General features: G+C 40.6%; 15 protein-coding genes and 1 riboswitch. Of the genes, 1 reads left to right on the top strand and 14 read right to left on the bottom strand.

Features of this window, described 5'->3' with window-relative positions; all coding sequences use genetic code 11:
• Positions 1-2: 2 nt before the first annotated feature.
• The 9 genes from glmM to I8T81_RS00875 form a co-directional block, all read right to left on the bottom strand.
• On the bottom strand, positions 3-1,340 hold the full coding sequence (gene glmM / locus I8T81_RS00915; RefSeq protein WP_198071926.1) for a phosphoglucosamine mutase: 1,338 nt from the start codon (positions 1,338-1,340) through the stop codon (positions 3-5).
• 149 nt (positions 1,341-1,489) lie between these two features.
• On the bottom strand, positions 1,490-2,956 hold the full coding sequence (gene guaB / locus I8T81_RS00910; RefSeq protein WP_002121951.1) for an IMP dehydrogenase: 1,467 nt from the start codon (positions 2,954-2,956) through the stop codon (positions 1,490-1,492).
• Positions 2,957-3,091: 135 nt separating this feature from the next.
• A complete protein-coding gene (locus tag I8T81_RS00905; protein WP_198071925.1) occupies positions 3,092-3,457 on the bottom strand; it encodes a YkgJ family cysteine cluster protein in 366 nt (121 codons plus the stop codon).
• A 90-nt stretch (positions 3,458-3,547) separates the two neighbouring features.
• Positions 3,548-4,345, bottom strand: a complete 798-nt coding sequence (locus tag I8T81_RS00900; RefSeq protein ID WP_100192299.1) for an oxygen-binding di-iron domain-containing protein — start codon at positions 4,343-4,345, stop codon at positions 3,548-3,550.
• A 271-nt stretch (positions 4,346-4,616) separates the two neighbouring features.
• Positions 4,617-5,192, bottom strand: coding sequence for a TMEM165/GDT1 family protein (locus tag I8T81_RS00895; protein ID WP_004704943.1), 576 nt, complete (start codon positions 5,190-5,192; stop codon positions 4,617-4,619).
• Positions 5,193-5,207: 15 nt separating this feature from the next.
• A riboswitch (yybP-ykoY riboswitch) is annotated at positions 5,208-5,404 on the bottom strand.
• A gap of 36 nt (positions 5,405-5,440) precedes the next feature.
• The gene (locus I8T81_RS00890; protein WP_198071924.1) at positions 5,441-5,713 is read right to left on the bottom strand and encodes a hypothetical protein; all 273 of its coding nucleotides are present in this window, start codon (positions 5,711-5,713) and stop codon (positions 5,441-5,443) included.
• 148 nt (positions 5,714-5,861) lie between these two features.
• Positions 5,862-7,811, bottom strand: coding sequence for a 2-oxo acid dehydrogenase subunit E2 (locus I8T81_RS00885; RefSeq protein WP_198071923.1), 1,950 nt, complete (start codon positions 7,809-7,811; stop codon positions 5,862-5,864).
• Between the two features lie 2 nt (positions 7,812-7,813).
• The gene (aceE, locus tag I8T81_RS00880) at positions 7,814-10,531 is read right to left on the bottom strand and encodes a pyruvate dehydrogenase (acetyl-transferring), homodimeric type (protein ID WP_004704938.1); all 2,718 of its coding nucleotides are present in this window, start codon (positions 10,529-10,531) and stop codon (positions 7,814-7,816) included.
• A 250-nt stretch (positions 10,532-10,781) separates the two neighbouring features.
• On the bottom strand, positions 10,782-11,474 hold the full coding sequence (locus I8T81_RS00875; protein ID WP_004704936.1) for a M23 family metallopeptidase: 693 nt from the start codon (positions 11,472-11,474) through the stop codon (positions 10,782-10,784).
• Between the two features lie 107 nt (positions 11,475-11,581).
• Between I8T81_RS00875 and I8T81_RS00870 the strand changes: the two genes are divergently transcribed.
• Positions 11,582-12,025, top strand: a complete 444-nt coding sequence (locus I8T81_RS00870) for a DciA family protein (protein WP_004704934.1) — start codon at positions 11,582-11,584, stop codon at positions 12,023-12,025.
• A gap of 97 nt (positions 12,026-12,122) precedes the next feature.
• Here the strand turns inward: I8T81_RS00870 and lpxC are convergent, their stop codons facing one another.
• The 5 genes from lpxC to I8T81_RS00845 all read right to left on the bottom strand — a co-directional run bounded on the left by lpxC (position 12,123) and on the right by I8T81_RS00845 (position 17,582).
• Positions 12,123-13,025, bottom strand: a complete 903-nt coding sequence (gene lpxC / locus I8T81_RS00865) for a UDP-3-O-acyl-N-acetylglucosamine deacetylase (RefSeq protein WP_019458528.1) — start codon at positions 13,023-13,025, stop codon at positions 12,123-12,125.
• Positions 13,026-13,135: 110 nt separating this feature from the next.
• A complete protein-coding gene (ftsZ, locus tag I8T81_RS00860) occupies positions 13,136-14,311 on the bottom strand; it encodes a cell division protein FtsZ (RefSeq protein WP_004704930.1) in 1,176 nt (391 codons plus the stop codon).
• A gap of 164 nt (positions 14,312-14,475) precedes the next feature.
• Positions 14,476-15,738, bottom strand: a complete 1,263-nt coding sequence (gene ftsA, locus I8T81_RS00855; protein WP_004704928.1) for a cell division protein FtsA — start codon at positions 15,736-15,738, stop codon at positions 14,476-14,478.
• Positions 15,739-15,798: 60 nt separating this feature from the next.
• On the bottom strand, positions 15,799-16,653 hold the full coding sequence (locus tag I8T81_RS00850) for a cell division protein FtsQ/DivIB (RefSeq protein ID WP_019458529.1): 855 nt from the start codon (positions 16,651-16,653) through the stop codon (positions 15,799-15,801).
• A gap of 2 nt (positions 16,654-16,655) precedes the next feature.
• Positions 16,656-17,582, bottom strand: a complete 927-nt coding sequence (locus tag I8T81_RS00845; protein WP_198071922.1) for a D-alanine--D-alanine ligase — start codon at positions 17,580-17,582, stop codon at positions 16,656-16,658.
• Positions 17,583-17,604: the final 22 nt, after the last annotated feature.

Raw genomic sequence — 17,604 nt, 5'->3', positions numbered from 1 at the left:
CCTTATGCGACTTGTGCTTGTGAACGAACTGCATTTGCTAAATGTTCAGCCAAAGCATTCACTTCTTGTTCGTCATCACCTTCAACCATGACGCGAATGACTGGCTCAGTTCCTGACTTACGAATCAGGATACGACCACGACCTTTAAGCTGTGCTTCTGCTTTATCAAATTCAGTAATCAATGCAGGAATAGAATACGGATCAAGCATTTGTTCTAAACGTATATTTACCAGCACTTGTGGAAATAACTCAAAGTCCTGAACTAGTTCATGGAGCGCTTTATTCTGTTCAACCATTACAGTTAACACTTGAAGTGCTGCAATAATCGCATCACCAGTTGTGCTCTTGTCCAAAGTTAAAATATGACCGGAAGGCTCGCCACCTATCACCCAACCATTTTCTTCTAAAGCTTGCAATACATAACGGTCACCAACTTTTGCACGAACAAAGCCAACATTTGCTTTTTCAAGTGCAATTTCAAGCGCCATATTACTCATGACCGTACCAACAACCCCTACTGGCTTATTTTTCGCCTGAGTCGCTAAAATGTACAAGATATGGTCACCATCAATTAAGTGACCAAACTTATCAACCATCACCACGCGGTCAGCATCACCATCAAAGGCAATACCTAAATCTGCTTCATGCTCAACCACCGCTTTTTGTAAGTGTTCTGGATGTGTTGAACCACAGTTCTCATTAATGTTTAAACCGTCTGGTTCGTTGTATAAAGCAACAACTTTAGCACCTAGTTCACGAAAAACTGAAGGGCCAACACTATAGGCTGCACCATGTGCACAGTCCAACACGATCTTTAAATTATTTAAATCGAAGTGGTAAGGGAAAGTAGATTTACAAAATTCGATATAGCGACCATTTGCATCATTTACACGAACACTTTTACCTAAATTTGCAGTGTCCTCAATGAATAAATCGTTTTCTAATTCTTTATTAATTTCTTCTTGTAATGAATCCGGTAGTTTTTTTCCTTCACTTGAGAAGAATTTAATCCCATTATCATAATATGGATTATGTGATGCAGAAATTACAATACCTGCATGAGCATGCAATGCACGAGTAAGATGTGCAATCGCAGGTGTCGGTAATGGGCCTAGTAAATGAACATATACGCCAGCTGCGTTTAATCCAGCCTGCAAAGCAGACTCTAAAATATAGCCAGATAAACGAGTATCTTTTCCTAATACAACAAGCGGTTTATTTTTTGGACTTTTTCGTTTTAATACCTTCCCTGCGGCAAACCCGAGCTTTAAAGCAAACTCTGGTGTAATGGGCATTTGCCCAAATTTTCCACGAATACCATCCGTTCCAAAATAACTCATAGCTTATCTCATTTTTACGCCACTTCAACCGTGGCCTATTTCATATATGGCTATTTTGCCATATCTCTTTTCATCAGATTTACTTTACACCAAAAACAAAAAGCCGTCAGTGTACTGACGGCTTTCTTACTTGATTTAGTTACTAAAATCTAACCAACACGATAGTTTGGAGCTTCTTTAGTAATCGTTACATCATGAACATGTGACTCAGACATACCCGCTGAAGTAATTTTCACAAATTTCGCATTTTGGCGAAGATCTTCAATCACAGCTGAACCTGTATAGCCCATTGATGAACGTAAACCACCCATCATTTGATGAACGATATTACCCATTGGGCCTTTATATGGAACACGACCTTCAATACCTTCTGGTACTAATTTTTCAGCACCCGCTTTTGAGTCTTGGAAGTAACGGTCAGCAGAACCAGTAGCTCCAGCCATTGCACCTAATGAACCCATACCACGATATGCTTTGTAGTAACGACCTTGGAAGAATTCAACTTCACCAGGTGCTTCTTCAGTACCAGCTAGAAGTGAGCCGACCATGATTGTGCTTGCACCAGCACCGATCGCTTTAGCCATATCACCAGAGAAACGGATACCGCCATCTGCAATTAAAGGAATTTGATCTTTTAGTGCGCTAGCAACGCTGTCAATTGCAGAAATTTGTGGCATACCAATACCTGCTACAATACGTGTAGTACAGATAGAACCAGGACCAATACCTACTTTTACAGCATCTGCGCCTGCATCTAATAACGCCAATGCAGCATCACCAGTTGCAATATTTCCACCAATCACTTGTACTTGAGGGAAGTTTTGTTTCACCCAACGTACACGTTCAATTACACCAGCAGAGTGACCATGTGCTGTATCAACAACAATAACGTCAACACCAGCTTCAACCAATGCTTCCACACGACTTGGTGTATCAGCACCAGTACCTACCGCAGCACCAACACGTAAACGACCAAGATCATCTTTACAACTGTTTGGATAACTCTCAGCTTTACGGAAATCAGTTACCGTAATTAAGCCTTTAAGTTCATTACTCTCGCCAACGACCAAGACTTTTTCAATACGGTGTTTTTGCAATAATGCTTGAATATTTTCTTTAGACTCGCCTTCACGTACAGTGACTAAACGATCTTGACCTGTCATGATGTTGCTAACAGGTTGTTCCAAGTTAGTTTCAAAACGCGTATCACGGCCTGTCACAATACCAACAACCTTGCCGTCTTTAACAACAGGTACACCACTAATGTTATTAGCGCTGGTAATTGCAATCAGTTCACGTACTGTAGTTTCAGGCGTTACAGTGATAGGGTCTTTCACCATACCCGCTTCGAATTTTTTCACACGGCGTACTTCTGCAGCTTGAGCAGCAATATCCATGTTTTTGTGCAAAATCCCGATACCACCATTTTGTGACATCGCAATCGCCATACGTGACTCAGTCACTGTATCCATTGCAGCTGAAACTAATGGGATATTTAAATGAATGCCGCGAGTTAAACGTGTCTTTAGAGAGACATCTTTTGGGAGAACAGTAGAGTAGGCAGGAAGTAATAAGACATCATCGAAGGTTAGCGCTTCTTGAACGATGGTCAGCATAACAATCTCACTGGTAAATTCCGTGAGCTATTATAAACAAATTTCAATGCAATTTTCATATTATCTTTGCCTTTTTCAGCAATAGATATTCACCTACTCTAAATATTTCTCACTTATTATAGTGTTAGTTCATATTTAACTCACCTGATCATAGTCATGATCATTTTCTGAATCTGCTGGGTTTACTTCAATCAGAGGAATCAACTGGTGCGCTAGACGCGCTTTGTTACACTGTTCATCAGCAACCTGCACCTCTTTACAGGTAGAACTACGGACAGTATAAATAGAGCAGCCCACCTCTTTACCAATTTCACCCTTCAAAGCCTGACATCTTGGCTGAGCCTGATTAGTTCCACGCATACACGAATAAACGGGTGTCAAAGGTTCAACGAGATGTTCATCTATGAAGTCGGCCTCAGCCCAGTAAAATGAAACCCGAAAATGTGCACAACATGCCCCACAGCGAAGGCACTCATCTGGAGTCGCAACTTGAGATAACATTTTTATTCAAATTCTCGTCATCAAAATTTTTCTGTGACGCAAAATCCTAAAAAAATTTCAAATTGGACTCAAGATATTGAACTTAACTTTTTATGTTGGACAGCTGAAAATTTGTTCAGTCATTAAGTCTACACCACATGGCAAGATCTCAATCCAGTCTAAAAACTGGTTAATCATTTCTTTGCCAATAAATGGAGTACCATGCTGAGGCACAATCATTTCAATATCCATTTGACGAACCATGTTGACCCATAAACGAATGACTTTATTTGAGCACATATAGCGCTGATGAAAAGCCTTCATTTTCATCACATGGGCATCGAAATCTTTGAGAGGCTGACTTGCATCTTCAACAATAGAAGCCCCCATATCGCCTGAAAATAAAATTTTGGCAACTGGATCATAAAACTGAAAATTACCCACCGAATGTAGAAAATGTGCCGGAACCATGACAAGCTTTGATTCGCCCAATTGAATCACTTGACCACGATCTGGCAGCTCAATGAGACGATCTTCCCAATTACCTTTCATACGCTCACTCATAAAAGACGAGTTTAAGTGAGGTAAAAATCGTGCCCATAATTTAGAGGCAACCACCTTAGCATCGGTATAAACTAACCAACGAGGCATTGAAGTAATAATATCTGGGTCTTGATGTGAAGCAATTACATAGTCCAGATTTTTAAGACGAGTATATTTATTAAGTTCCATCGTTAATGGAACGTAGGTCAAATCACCACCTGGATCGATTACAGCTGCTCGTTCATGATCAATAATTAAAAATTGATTGGCTTGTATGCCTTCCCCTTTAACCAAACTGGTAAAACTAATACATTTATGTACGCCATTATCAAATAGTATCTGCGATGTTGTTTTTTCAAACCCCATACAATTCCCCAAAAAAACTTTAAATATTAGATATTTTTATATCCATACTAAAATAAAGGGATTCTAAAGTACTTGCAATGAATTGATTGATATTTCTCATAATATTTTAAAATTGATTTTACTTTTCTTATTCTATAAATGAATCATCAAGAAATTGCATAATCTTCTAAAACTTTCTTAAATAAATGTATTTTGAAGTTTAACTACTAAAATGACCTATAAAAAAAAAGCACTCGAATTGAGTGCGTTTTTTATGGCAGCTTAAAATGTGTTAAAAGAAATAATGTTGTACTAGTGTAGAGACACCTACAATTAAGAAAATAGCAGCACCAATTTTATGAATAAGCGAGATAGGTAAACGTTCTGCCAGTTTATTACCGATAAATACAGCAGGAGCATTGGCAATCATCATACCCACTGTTGTACCTAGCATTACCCAGAAAATACTGTCATAGCGTGCAGCTAAAGCCACAGTTGCAATTTGTGTTTTATCACCAATTTCGGCTAAGAAAAATAAAATAAAGGTTGCACCAAAAACACCAAATTTTTGCCATTTATTAATACTATCAGTTTCATCATCAAGCTTATCTGGAATAAGCATCCAGAACGCCATTCCAATGAAACCAACAGCGAGCACCCAAACTAAAATTTCAGGACTGAGAACGGTCGTAATCCACTGCCCAAGCACAGCAGAAATACCATGATTAATGAGTGTGGCTAAAAGAATCGCAATTAAAATAGGAATTGGCTTACGGAAACGCGCAGATAGTAGCAGAGCCAATAGTTGAGTTTTATCACCCATTTCAGCGAGGGCAACAATCGAGGTAGAAATCAGAAATTCTTGCATATTAGTTCTCTGGCTAGCATAAATGCCTATGACCTACCCCTCCTGCTAGCCAAATATCATAAAATGATTGCAGAGTGGTAAATCAAAGGTCTTGCCAACTCAGGAACGATGAGACGTTTAAGCTATGATGACCATGTTCTGTTGAACAATTATGTTGACCATCACCTATTCACATTTGCTGTGAATAGCGGCTACTCCCCAATGAAGTATGCGTTTATTATATTCAAGTCACTTTATTTTTCAAATATTCAAGCAATAAATTTTAACCACGCCCAAACAAATAAGCGTGCAATACCTAATAACACTGCAAAATAAGCACTTATATGAATGAAACCAATATGGTTATTACTTACTCCTGTCTGATATTCAAAGGGTAAAATCAAGGTAGCTACAAACACCTCAAAACCCATCACCACATAAGTCATCCATTCCCACGGGAAGTGTAAAATACTGACCCATATTCCCATCAATAAAAATACAATCAACAGTAAGGGCAACATAATTTTAAGGAAACCCAACATTTACTATTTCTCCTTTACCTAATAACGAGAAATTTCTCCTCACGCTCAATAAGCCTTGCTTAACCTGTAGATTAACCCAAAATTTAGTTAAAGAGGTATCAAAACAAAACCCCGCCGAAGCGAGGTTTTGGTCAATAATTTAAAAGAATTAGATTAATAAAGTACGAATATCTTTAAGAAGTTTCGTAAGTTTATTTGTAAAGCGAGCAGCATCTGCACCATTAATTACACGGTGGTCATAAGACAATGACAACGGCAACATTAAGCGCGGATCAAAGTCTTTACCATTCCATACTGGCTGCATCGTTGCAGGTGAAATACCCAAAATCGCAACTTGTGGCCAGTTTACAAGTGGTGTAAACGCTGTACCACCAATTGCGCCTAAACTTGAAATGGTGAAATTCGCACCCTGCAAGTCTTTCGGTGTTAATTTCTTATCACGCGCTTTTTGACCCAACACACCCAATTCAACTGCAATTTGCTTAATTGATTTTTGGTCTGGGTTACGAAGTACCGGCACAGTTAAACCATCAGGTGTTGCTACCGCAATTCCCATATGGATTTCATTGCGCAAGAGCACTGATTTACCGTCATCAGATAAATGACCTGCGAACTCACGCTCTTCTTTCAACAAGTACGCAACCGCTTTGATAATGAATGCCATAATCGTCAGGCTGATACCTTCTTTTTTGAAGTTGCCTTTTAGCTCATTACGCCAATCTTCTAACTCAGTAATATCAGCCAAATCAAACTGAGTGACTTGCGGAATAAAGTTATTCAACGACAATTGCGGAATTGATACTTGCTGCAAACGCGTCAGTACTTTTTCTTCCACACCACCAAACGCAGTGAAGTCAGGCAGCTTTGGTAAACCCGAAACCGCTGGTGCAGCCGCAGCAACTGGTGCAGCTTGTGGCGCAGTTAAACGAGTCTTCACATAGGCAAAGATATCTTCTTTAACAACACGACCATGCTCACCAGAAGTTTTAACTTGTGACAAAATCACACCAAGTTCACGAGCAAGCTTACGTACAGCAGGGCCTGCATATACTTTAGCGTTTTCGGCTTCTTGCTCTTTGGTTAACTTATCACTACCAGACGCTGGAGCAGATACAGCCTGACTCGGAGCAGGAGCTGCCGCTTTAGGTGCTGCTGTCTGTGGAGCTGGAGCTACTTCTGCTTTTGCCGCTGGTGCCGCAGCAGGTGCTTGGCCTTCAGCTTCAATTGTTGCAAGCAATATACCCTGTGAAACCTGTTGGCCTGCTTGCAAGTGAATCGCTTTCACAACACCCGCAACAGTACTTGGAACTTCAACAGTCGCTTTATCTGACTCAACCACAACAAGGCTTTGGTCTACATCCACTTTATCGCCAACTTGTACCAAGATTTCAGCAACAACTGCTTTATCTACACCCAAGTCAGGAACGTTAATATCAACTGGACCAGATTGAGTAGCAGCCGCAGCTACAGTTTCTTGTTGAACTGGTGCAGGTGCTGCTGTAGAAGCAGGAACTTCAACTGGCGCACTTGATGCAGACGTTGTTTTCACTTTAATGAGCACAACACCTTCTTTAACTGTATCGCCTTCTTTAACTTGAATGCTTTCTACAATACCAGCAGTACTGCTTGGTACTTCTACAGTTGCTTTGTCAGATTCAACTACAACGATGCTTTGCTCAACATCAATCTGGTCACCCACTTTAACGAGGATTTCGCCAACCAATGCTTTTTCAACACCAATGTCAGGGACAGTTACGTCAACAGTTGCAGTTGATGTAGTGGCAGTAGGTTGAGCTTGTTGTGCAGGTGCTGGAGCAGCTGGCTTTTCAGCCGCAGGAGCTGGTGTTGGTTCTGGAGCAGCTTGCGCTGCACCTTCAGCTTCAAGTTCAAACAATACCGTACCTTCAGTTACGCTATCGCCTTCCTTGATTAAGATGCTTTTTACCACACCTGCTGAAGTGCTAGGCACTTCAACAGAGGCTTTATCAGACTCAAGCAAAACAAGGCTGTCATTTTCAGCAATGCTGTCACCAACTTTTACTAAAATTTCAGCAACAACTGCTTTATCTACACCAATATCAGGGGTCTTAATTTGCATGCTTAGTTCCCCTCACCTGTTTGCGTTTCATTGTATTCAGCAACTGGCTGAACTTCCGGATGTGCTTGTGGAGCCCATGCAACCGGACGGTCAGTATCTAACTCAAAGTTAGAAATTGCATCTTTCACTAAACGTGCATCTACTTCACCTTCGTCAGCTAATTTTTTCAAAGTAGCAACAACGATATGTGCAGCATCAACACCAAAGAAACTACGTAAGTTCGCACGCGTATCTGAACGACCATAACCATCTGTACCTAATGCAACAAATGGGCGGCCATCTGGAAGATAAGCACGGATTTGTTCGCTGTACGCACGCATATGGTCTGTAGCAGAAACTACAATACCTTCTGTACCACGTAATTGCTTAGATACCCAAGATTCTTTCACTTCTTCAGCAAGTGGGTGTAAGCGGTTGTATTCTTCACATGCCATACCATCACGAGATAACTCATTGAAGCTTGTTACACTCCAAACGTTTGAATGGATTTGGTATTCATCACGTAAGATTTTCGCAGCTTTGATCACTTCACGAAGAATTACACCTGAACCAAGTAACTGAACAGTTGCTTTTTCGTCTTTTTCGAATAAGTACATACCACGCTTAATGCCTTCCTCAGCACCTTCAGGCATTGCAGGATGCTCGTAGTTTTCGTTCATTACAGTGAGGTAATAGAACACACGCTCTTGGTTCACATACATACGTTGTAAACCGTCATGAACGATTACAGCTAATTCATAACCAAAACATGGATCATAAGATACGCAGTTTGGAATAGTGTTTGCCAAGATATGTGAATGGCCATCTTGGTGCTGTAAACCTTCACCGTTCAATGTAGTACGACCAGCAGTTGCACCTAACAAGAAACCTTGAGCTTGCGCGTCACCAGCTGCCCATGCAATGTCACCAATACGTTGGAAACCAAACATTGAGTAGTACATGTACATTGGAATCATTGGCAAATTATTCGTTGAATAACTTGTCGCTAACGCAGCCCATGCGCTCATTGCACCAGCTTCGTTAATACCTTCTTGAAGCATGTGACCATCACTTGCTTCACGGTAATGCATTAACTGTTCTTGGTCTTCCGGAGTATATTTTTGACCATGAGCGGCATAAATACCAAGCTGACGGAACATACCTTCTAAACCGAAAGTACGTGCTTCGTCTGGAACGATTGGTACTACGCGGTCTTTAATTGCTTTCTCTTTAAGTAAAGCAGCAATTAAACGAACCATTACCATCGTAGTAGATTGTTCTTTACCACCTGAACCATTTAATACAGCATCAAATACAGATAATTCAGGAATCGCTAAAATTTCACTCTCTTTACGACGTGCAGGAAGGTAACCACCTAATGCTTCACGACGTGCCTTCATGTACTTCATTTCTGGAGAGTTTTCACTTGGACGGTAGAATGGGAGCTCTTCTAATTTATCATCTGTAAATGGAAGGTTAAAACGGTCACGTACATATTTCAAAGAGTCGATCTGCATTTTCTTGATTTGGTGAGTTTTATTCACCGCTTCAATTTCTTCAGATAAACCATAACCTTTAACAGTTTTTGCAAGAATAACTGTTGGTTGACCTTTAGCTTTCATTGCTTCTGCATAGGCAGCAAAAACTTTGTATGGGTCATGACCGCCACGATTGAGATTATCGATGTCTTCGTCGCTTAAATCTTTTACAAGTTCAGCAGCTTCTGGGTACTTGCCAAAGAATTTCTCACGTGTATATGCGCCACCTTTTACTTGGTAGCGTTGGTATTCACCATCAACAGTTTCTTCCATTACCGCTTTTAAAGCGCCTGTGCTGTCTTTTGCAAGTAGCGGATCCCAATGACGACCCCATACTACTTTAATGACACGCCAACCTGCGCCACGGAATAAAGATTCTAATTCTTGAATAATTTTACCGTTACCACGTACAGGACCATCTAGACGCTGTAAGTTACAGTTAACAACCCAAATGAGGTTATCAAGTTTTTCACGACCAGCGAGTGAAATTGCACCAGTACTTTCTGGCTCATCCATCTCACCATCGCCAAGATAAGCCCAAACTTTACGATCTTCTTCTTTGATCAAGCCACGGTTCATCAAATATTTTTGAATGTGTGCTTGATAAATCGACATGATTGGACCAAGACCCATTGATACAGTTGGGAATTGCCAATAGTCCGGCATTAAATATGGGTGTGGATAGCTTGGTAAACCGTTACCGCCAACTTCACGGCGGAAATTACTTAACTGCTCTTCAGTTAAACGTCCTTCAAGAAATGAACGTGCATAAATACCAGGAGCACAGTGTCCTTGGTAATAAATCATATCTCCGCCAAAGCTATTGCTGTTTGCGCGGAAGAAATGGTTAAAACCTACGTCATATAATGTTGCACTTGATGCGAAACTCGCTAAGTGACCACCTAAATCATCACCTGTTTTATTCGCACGAAGTACCATTGCTAAGGCATTCCAACGAATCAATGCACGAATACGGCGTTCCATATCTTGGTCGCCTGGCATTGCAGGTTGTTCTTCAACAGAAATTGTATTTAAGTAAGGTGTATTGAGACGTTGAATTGGAACATGCTTAGCAATTGCTTGTTGGTAAAGTTTTTCCAACAAGAATGCCGCTCGCTCAGTTCCCATATGTTGTAAAACTGAATCGAATGCATCTTGCCATTCTTGGGTTTCTTGTGCGTCGGAGTCACCGTAAAACGCCATAATTCACCTGTTCCTTATTCTCTAATCTACTTTGTATTTTTACCACGTTTTGCCCCTCTCAAGTTATTGCCACGGGTGAATGTGAGGGGGCCCTATTATTTTCTGAATGAATAGTCATTGACCGAGCATGACTCAAAATAACAAAAAAACGCCAATATAGGCGTTTTTTTATACGATAATTGCGTTAAGAAAGGTTTTATCTCATTTTAGATTCAAAAATTTAATAATCCTAAATTTTAACAAATACGATTTAAGGCAACATTGCTAAGTAAGTTGATGGATTCTTACGTTGACCATCTTTTACTACTTCATAGTGTAAATGTGGCCCAGTACAACGACCTGTACAACCCACATTAGCAATATGGTCACCAGCAGAAACCTGATCGCCCACACGAACCATTAAACGTGAAGCGTGTGCATAGCGTGTTAAATAACCATTACCATGGTTGATTTCAACATACTGACCATAACCTGTGCCCCAACCTGATTTAGTTACAATACCAGGACCTGTTGCATAGATTGGCGTGCCACTTGGCGCAGACATATCTAAACCACCGTGATGCTCTGCACGACCACCCATGGTACGACCACCAAAGTTAGAAGAAACACGTACGCTATCAGGAAGAGGATGAGAAACTAACCAAGAATAAGGATTTGAAGAAGAGGTATTAAAAGAGTTTTTAGCGGTAGTATTACCATATTTTTTTGCCAGTGAGTCGTTGTTGAGCTCAACTGTTTTCGGGCGTAAAGTGACTGAAACTTTTGCACTTGCCGGAAGATCTAAATCATCAGGATGCGTATATGAACCTTGAGATAATGTTTTTGATAACTGTTCCAATCGATCTGAATCTGTAGATTGGTTAATATTTTGATAATCTGCAAAAGCAACCGATGCTGCCGAAGCGGCTAGTGAAAATGCTAATAAAATACGACGCGTGTGCATAAAAACCTCTTGAAACTGTTCTTACTCAAGTTCCTTATGATCTCTTCCTTGATATCAGTCGAAATGAACGCTTAAGATGGAGACAAGAAACCATTCGAGAATGATCAATGTCTAAACCCGATAACGTTTTTCAACAATCCGGAAAACACATAAAAACAGGAAACCTTACGTTTCTAACAACGCAAGTCGCGCAATGGCAAAGACTTACGAAAATAATCCAACCCTTATTGCCCCAACCGGAACAATGGCAGGTCGTGTGTTATCAAAATGGCACTTTAATTATTACTGGTGAAAATCAGGCAATGATTAGTCAACTCAGCTATTTACAGAGCCAATATATATCTAAATTATCTCAACTTGAAGGACTAAAAGACTTACAAAGAATACAAGTTCGCTTGAGAAATAAGACTATTTCTACAGCGCCCTCATCATCTGAGCCTTCTAAATCCATCCCCCCGGAAACACAAGAAATGTTACGTAGTGCCGCCGACTTCGTGAGCGACCCTAAGCTTAGCCAAGCTTTACTACGTTTGGCAAGCAATAAAAAATGATGAGCTTTCCATTTCTTAATTAGAATCGTTCTTATTTTGTGATAAAAATCACACTATCCATTGTTACATTATAACATAGACAAATAAAGACAATGACTTATGTCACACTCACATATGGAATTGGACATTCATTCTCGTCATTAAATGTTACAATTTCATAATTACTCGGATCACTTTGAACATTGCGTAACAGCTGATTATTTAAAGCATGTCCCGATTTATAGCCATCGAACTTGGCAATAATTTGATGACCAAGTAAATACAAATCACCCACTGCATCTAAAATTTTATGTCGAACAAATTCGTCAGCAAATCGTAAACCTTCTTCGTTCACAACCCCTGTATCATCTACACCAATAGCATTATCCAGACTTGCACCTAAAGCTAAATTATTTGCTTTGAGGTAATCCAAGTCTTTCATAAAACCAAAAGTTCGTGCTTCGCTAACCTCATACACAAACGTTTCGGTTGAAAAATCGATTGTCGCAGATTGATATTCTTTTGCAAAAGCAGGATGATCAAAATCAATGGTAAAGTTGAGCTGAAAACCATTATGTGGTCGAAAAATTGCTTTTTTATCTTCAATTAAAGCTTCAACTGGTTTTAATATTCTTATAAATTTTTTAGGGGCATTTTGCTCGCGCAAGCCACCTTGCATTAATAGATAAATAAACGGTCCAGCACTGCCATCCATAATTGGCACTTCGGATGCTGATACTTCTACGATTAAATTATCAATTCCTAAACCCGCAATCGCGCTCATTACATGCTCAATCGTACCTACTTTAATATCACCGGTAACAAGGTTCGAACACATAAATGCTTCTTGAATAAGCAATGCATTAGCAGGAATATCAACAGGTGGATTCAAATCGATACGGCGAAATACAATACCTCCATCCACGGTATGTGGAATGAAATTGATCATCACTTTTTGACCGCTATGAAGACCTATTCCACTCGCTTTTACCACACGATTGAGAGTACGCTGTTTCACCATGCTTTGTAACTTCTTTTTTAAAACCGCTATACGTTAGCATATTTAGTCATTGATCAAAAATAAAAAAAGGCAGTGTTTAAACACTGCCTTTTAGTAGATCAAAGACTGAATTACTTACGTTGCTGATTTTTCAAGTAATCTTGAATACTCATTGGCGAAGAACGCGGTGATGAACTTGGTGCATTATTTACATCAGTTTCAGCATTTTGGCGTTTATTAATTGCAGGAACATCATCTTCATCTACAGATTGTGCAGATTGAGTTGATGTATGGCTTACTGTATTACGCTTTCTCGGTTCTGCATCAGCAGCATTACGAGTCAAACCAGTTGCAATCACAGTTACACGTAATTCATCACGCGCATCTGGATCAAATACTGTACCGTAGAAGATTTCGCCTTCATCAAGGTCAACAATTTGGTTAACCACATCAGTAATGATTTCTGTTTCACGTAACGTGATGTCATCACCACCCGTAATGTTAATTAACACGCCCTTGGCATTAATAATATTTACGTTATCAAGTAATGGACTACGGATTGCCTGTTCAGCAGCTTGACGCGCACGGTCTTCACCACGACCCAAACCAGCACCCATCATTGCGTAACCGCGAGTACTCATTGCAGTTTTCAAATCGGCGAAGTCAAGGTTAATGTGACCGCGATTAACAACAAGATCAAAGATACTGCGTACAGCGTTTAACAATACATCATCTGCCTTTTTATAGGCATCTTTCATTGAAATATCACCATACACGCTTAACAAACGCTGGTTAGGAATAATAATCAATGAGTCAACATGTGCTTCTAACGCTTCAATACCGCGTTCAGCTGACTTTTGACGACGACGACCTTCAAAGTTAAATGGTGTCGTTACCACACCAACAGTCAAAATCCCCATTTCTTTAGCAACTTCAGCAACAACCGGAGCTGCACCAGTACCTGTACCACCACCCATACCGGCGGTTACAAACACCATGTCAGTCCCTTCAAGGTGCTGACGAATAATTTCACGACTTTCTTCTGCTGCAACTTGACCCACTTCTGGGTTAGCACCTGCACCTAGACCACGTGTACTTTGCTCACCTAACTGAATTTTGAAAGGAGCATTCATACAGTCAAGTGCTTGTTTATCTGTATTGGCACAAACGAATTTAACACCCTGAATATCAGACTGTACCATGTGCTGAACGGCATTACCGCCACCGCCACCTACACCAAATACAGTGAAACGGGCTTGACCGTTGCCATCGTTTAGTTCATCTTCTATAAATTCAAATGAGGCCATGACCTTTAGGGTTCCTAATACATTATGGCAGTCACTTCAGCCCGTATACTGCCTTGATTTTCAAAAACAACTAATTTTAAGAATGCTGTGCAATACAAACCTTGTCAAGTACAGTGGTTTTCTCTTACAACTTCCTAACAATTCTACCAATAAATCCATACATCCTAAAAAATGGCTTTAAGTTTGCTATTAAACGCATTCCAACCATTCACCATTCGTTCCCATACCGAACGGTCACTACCCTCTTCAGGTTCCTCAACAGCTTCTTGTAATTCGCTTTGGCTAAACATAAGCAAACCAGCTGCTGTCGCATACATTGATCGACGTAACGCAGCTTGATGCTGATCATCAGCATACACCTGTAACGGTGGATTACCTAAATGAGCAGACACTCCCAACATACGACGCGCTAAACTAACCATACCCTCAATCTGGCAAGCATCACCTGTCAATACAACACCATGATACAGACCATGGATTGCACCGCTTTGTTCTAGTTCTTCACGAATTTGACCAAAAATCTCTTCGTAACGAGCAATAATAATTTCTGACAACTCAATTCGGCTAATGGTTTGAGGACCATCAATACCCTGTACCTGAATCATATGGTCAGGCTTAACAGCACTTAGATCAACGCAGCCATGTAAGATTTTAATCCGTTCAGCTTCGTCGGTCGTTGTTTGTAACACAGCAGCAATATCACGTGTCACATGTTCGCCACCACGCTGTAATGTACGCGCTAAAGCTAAACGACCATCTAAATAAACTGCTAAATTGGTAATGCCTGCGCCAATATCAACGAGACAAACACCATACTCTTTTTCATCTTTAAGCAAACTTGCTTCAGCGGTTGCCAAGCAAGAAACTACCATTTTTTCAACACCAATGTTCGCACCTTTCATGGCACGATCAAGGTTCTGCATAGTAGCGATTGGCATCATCATGAGTTGATAGTGACCAGTCATGCTATGAGCAGTCATATTAATTGGATTTTGAACCCATTCAGCAGAGTCACCTAACTCAAACCCAAGTGGGACCGCACTCGCCAAATAATAATCAGAGGTCACATGGCTTGCTTTTGCTAACTCCAATGCACGTACAACTTCATTGGTTGTAATCACATGTGCGGGGTTAGCAACAGGCGTGCGTCCAGAAGCATAGAAACTTTGCAGCTCGGTACTTGGAATAGATACCCAAGCACTATGAATGCGACATTCAGCCATATTTTCCGCTTCAGAAACGGCGTTCTTAATCGCAGCAATGACTTTATCGAGACTTACAATTTTTCCTTTGTTCATGCCTCGATTGCGAGCAGTTGCCATACCGATAACCTGAATGTTATCCGGTGCATGAATTTTTCCAATCAAAACTGAAACTTTATGCGTCCCAATGTCAATCGCAACAACTGAGGGAACAGCTTCACTCATCACTCATACCATTTCTTTGTTGTCTAATACCAGGCAAATTGCCTATTTTAAAGCCACGTATTATGGCTTTGCTTTTGTACCACCTGCAATGCTTGTGTCATCACTCGTTACAACAAACTGACCATTCACAATTTTAGGTGGAGTTGCATTCTTCCATTGAATAGATAATCCATTACGATATCGCAAATCAATGGCTGAGATTTTCGTCCACACAGGTTTTAGGTCAGATTGTGCCAAGTGACTTAAACGTTGCAATTTATTCATTGTTTGGTCTTGGTCAACAATAATGCGTAAACCAGAATCAAACTGCATAAACCAAGTCATTCGTTCTGTTAGATATAACTCTTTTAAACGTAAATTAACAGGATGGAATAACTGATTAATTTCATTATAGCGTCGCATCATCATTTTAGACTGGCTTACCGGGCCGTGTAACAGCGGCAGCTCAGGATGAAGTTTCGGTTCTGCCTCACTAAATACGTCGCCACCATCGCTTAATAAGCGGCCTGTTCCCCAACGGGCAATCGCATGTTTAGGCATGATACGAACACGAATACCATTGGGCCAAGCACGAGATACAACGACTCGGTCTACCCATGAAATTTCTAATGCTTTATCACGAATCTGCTCTAAGTCAGACGTAAAATAATTATCTTTTACAATCGGCTGGACATATTGCATTACTTGCTGAGATTCAACTGGAGTCGTTGAACCCACAACTTCAAGTTTTGCAACAGTTGCATCAGTAATAACCTTATATAGCCCGTAAATTCCGACTGCCAGCACTAAAAAGGCAATAACCAGCAACATCCATCCGCCAGCGTTGGCAAGCTTTTGCTTACGCGTAGGCGGTTTTTCATGAATGGATGTAATTGCCGCACGTTTACGGCGCATGGAAGCCGGAAGTTGTGCCATATTTAAGCTGTACCTTCCAATGTTTGCTCAAGAATTGCAACACACAACGCTTCAAAGCTATAACCAACTGCTTTAGCAGCCTTAGGTACAAGCGAATGACTTGTCATACCTGGCACAGTGTTCACTTCTAAAAGCCAGAAAGTACCTTGCTCATCCTGCATTGCATCAATACGACCCCAACCTTCTGCGCCTACTGCTTGGAAAGCACGCAAACTTAAAGCTTGTAATTTTTTCTCGTCTGCATCACTTAAACCACAAGGAATACCATACTCGACATCATTACGTTGATATTTTGCTTCATAGTCATAAAAAGCAACATCTGCAGGTGGTTGCAAACGAATAACAGGTAAAGGCTGACCATTTAAAAATGAAATCGTAAATTCACGACCAGTGATCCATTTTTCTGCCATGACTACTGCATCGTGCTGAGTTGCTTTTTCAATTGCTGCCGCAAAATCTTCTGCTTTCTCAACCTTACTCATGCCTACGCTTGAACCTTCATGCACAGGCTTAATAATGACTGGTAGACCCAATTCCGCAATAACTGAATCGAGGTCAGTTTCTTCGGTAATAATTCGATATGGTGCTGTAGGTAAATCACTACCTTGCCAGATTTGCTTGGTTTTAACTTTATCCATACCAATGGCAGAACCTTGTACACCAGTTCCTGTATATGGAATATTCAACCACTCAAGCACACCTTGGATCTGACCATCTTCACCGCCACGACCATGCAATACAATAAATGCGCGATCATAGTTTACAAGTTCAGTTACACTACGGTCTTGCGGATCAAATGCCTCAGCCTGAACACCTGAACTTAACAAAGCGTCCAAAACTGCCTGACCACTATCTAAAGAAACAGCACGCTCAGCCGATTTTCCACCAAACAACACAGCAACTTTGCCGAATTTTGTAGCATTTGACACGTTTAAATCCTTAACCCGATAA

The sequence above is a fragment of the Acinetobacter seifertii genome (assembly GCF_016064815.1).
GTDB lineage: Bacteria > Pseudomonadota > Gammaproteobacteria > Pseudomonadales > Moraxellaceae > Acinetobacter > Acinetobacter seifertii.
The sequence above is the reverse complement of the archived record's forward strand: the minus strand, read 5'-3'. Positions and strand labels throughout refer to the sequence as shown.

What these genes read in the sequence shown, in the direction of transcription:
- ftsA (WP_004704928.1), bottom strand. Translation starts at nt 15,738, where the DNA reads ATGAGTGAAGCTGTTCCCTCAGTTGTTGCGATTGACATTGGGACGCAT.
- I8T81_RS00870 (WP_004704934.1), top strand. Translation starts at nt 11,582, where the DNA reads ATGTCTAAACCCGATAACGTTTTTCAACAATCCGGAAAACACATAAAA.
- I8T81_RS00895 (WP_004704943.1), bottom strand. Translation starts at nt 5,192, where the DNA reads ATGCAAGAATTTCTGATTTCTACCTCGATTGTTGCCCTCGCTGAAATG.
- I8T81_RS00905 (WP_198071925.1), bottom strand. Translation starts at nt 3,457, where the DNA reads ATGTTATCTCAAGTTGCGACTCCAGATGAGTGCCTTCGCTGTGGGGCA.
- I8T81_RS00900 (WP_100192299.1), bottom strand. Translation starts at nt 4,345, where the DNA reads ATGGGGTTTGAAAAAACAACATCGCAGATACTATTTGATAATGGCGTA.
- guaB (WP_002121951.1), bottom strand. Translation starts at nt 2,956, where the DNA reads ATGCTGACCATCGTTCAAGAAGCGCTAACCTTCGATGATGTCTTATTA.
- I8T81_RS00850 (WP_019458529.1), bottom strand. Translation starts at nt 16,653, where the DNA reads ATGGCACAACTTCCGGCTTCCATGCGCCGTAAACGTGCGGCAATTACA.
- ftsZ (WP_004704930.1), bottom strand. Translation starts at nt 14,311, where the DNA reads ATGGCCTCATTTGAATTTATAGAAGATGAACTAAACGATGGCAACGGT.
- aceE (WP_004704938.1), bottom strand. Translation starts at nt 10,531, where the DNA reads ATGGCGTTTTACGGTGACTCCGACGCACAAGAAACCCAAGAATGGCAA.
- I8T81_RS00890 (WP_198071924.1), bottom strand. Translation starts at nt 5,713, where the DNA reads ATGTTGGGTTTCCTTAAAATTATGTTGCCCTTACTGTTGATTGTATTT.
- glmM (WP_198071926.1), bottom strand. Translation starts at nt 1,340, where the DNA reads ATGAGTTATTTTGGAACGGATGGTATTCGTGGAAAATTTGGGCAAATG.
- lpxC (WP_019458528.1), bottom strand. Translation starts at nt 13,025, where the DNA reads ATGGTGAAACAGCGTACTCTCAATCGTGTGGTAAAAGCGAGTGGAATA.
- I8T81_RS00875 (WP_004704936.1), bottom strand. Translation starts at nt 11,474, where the DNA reads ATGCACACGCGTCGTATTTTATTAGCATTTTCACTAGCCGCTTCGGCA.
- I8T81_RS00885 (WP_198071923.1), bottom strand. Translation starts at nt 7,811, where the DNA reads ATGCAAATTAAGACCCCTGATATTGGTGTAGATAAAGCAGTTGTTGCT.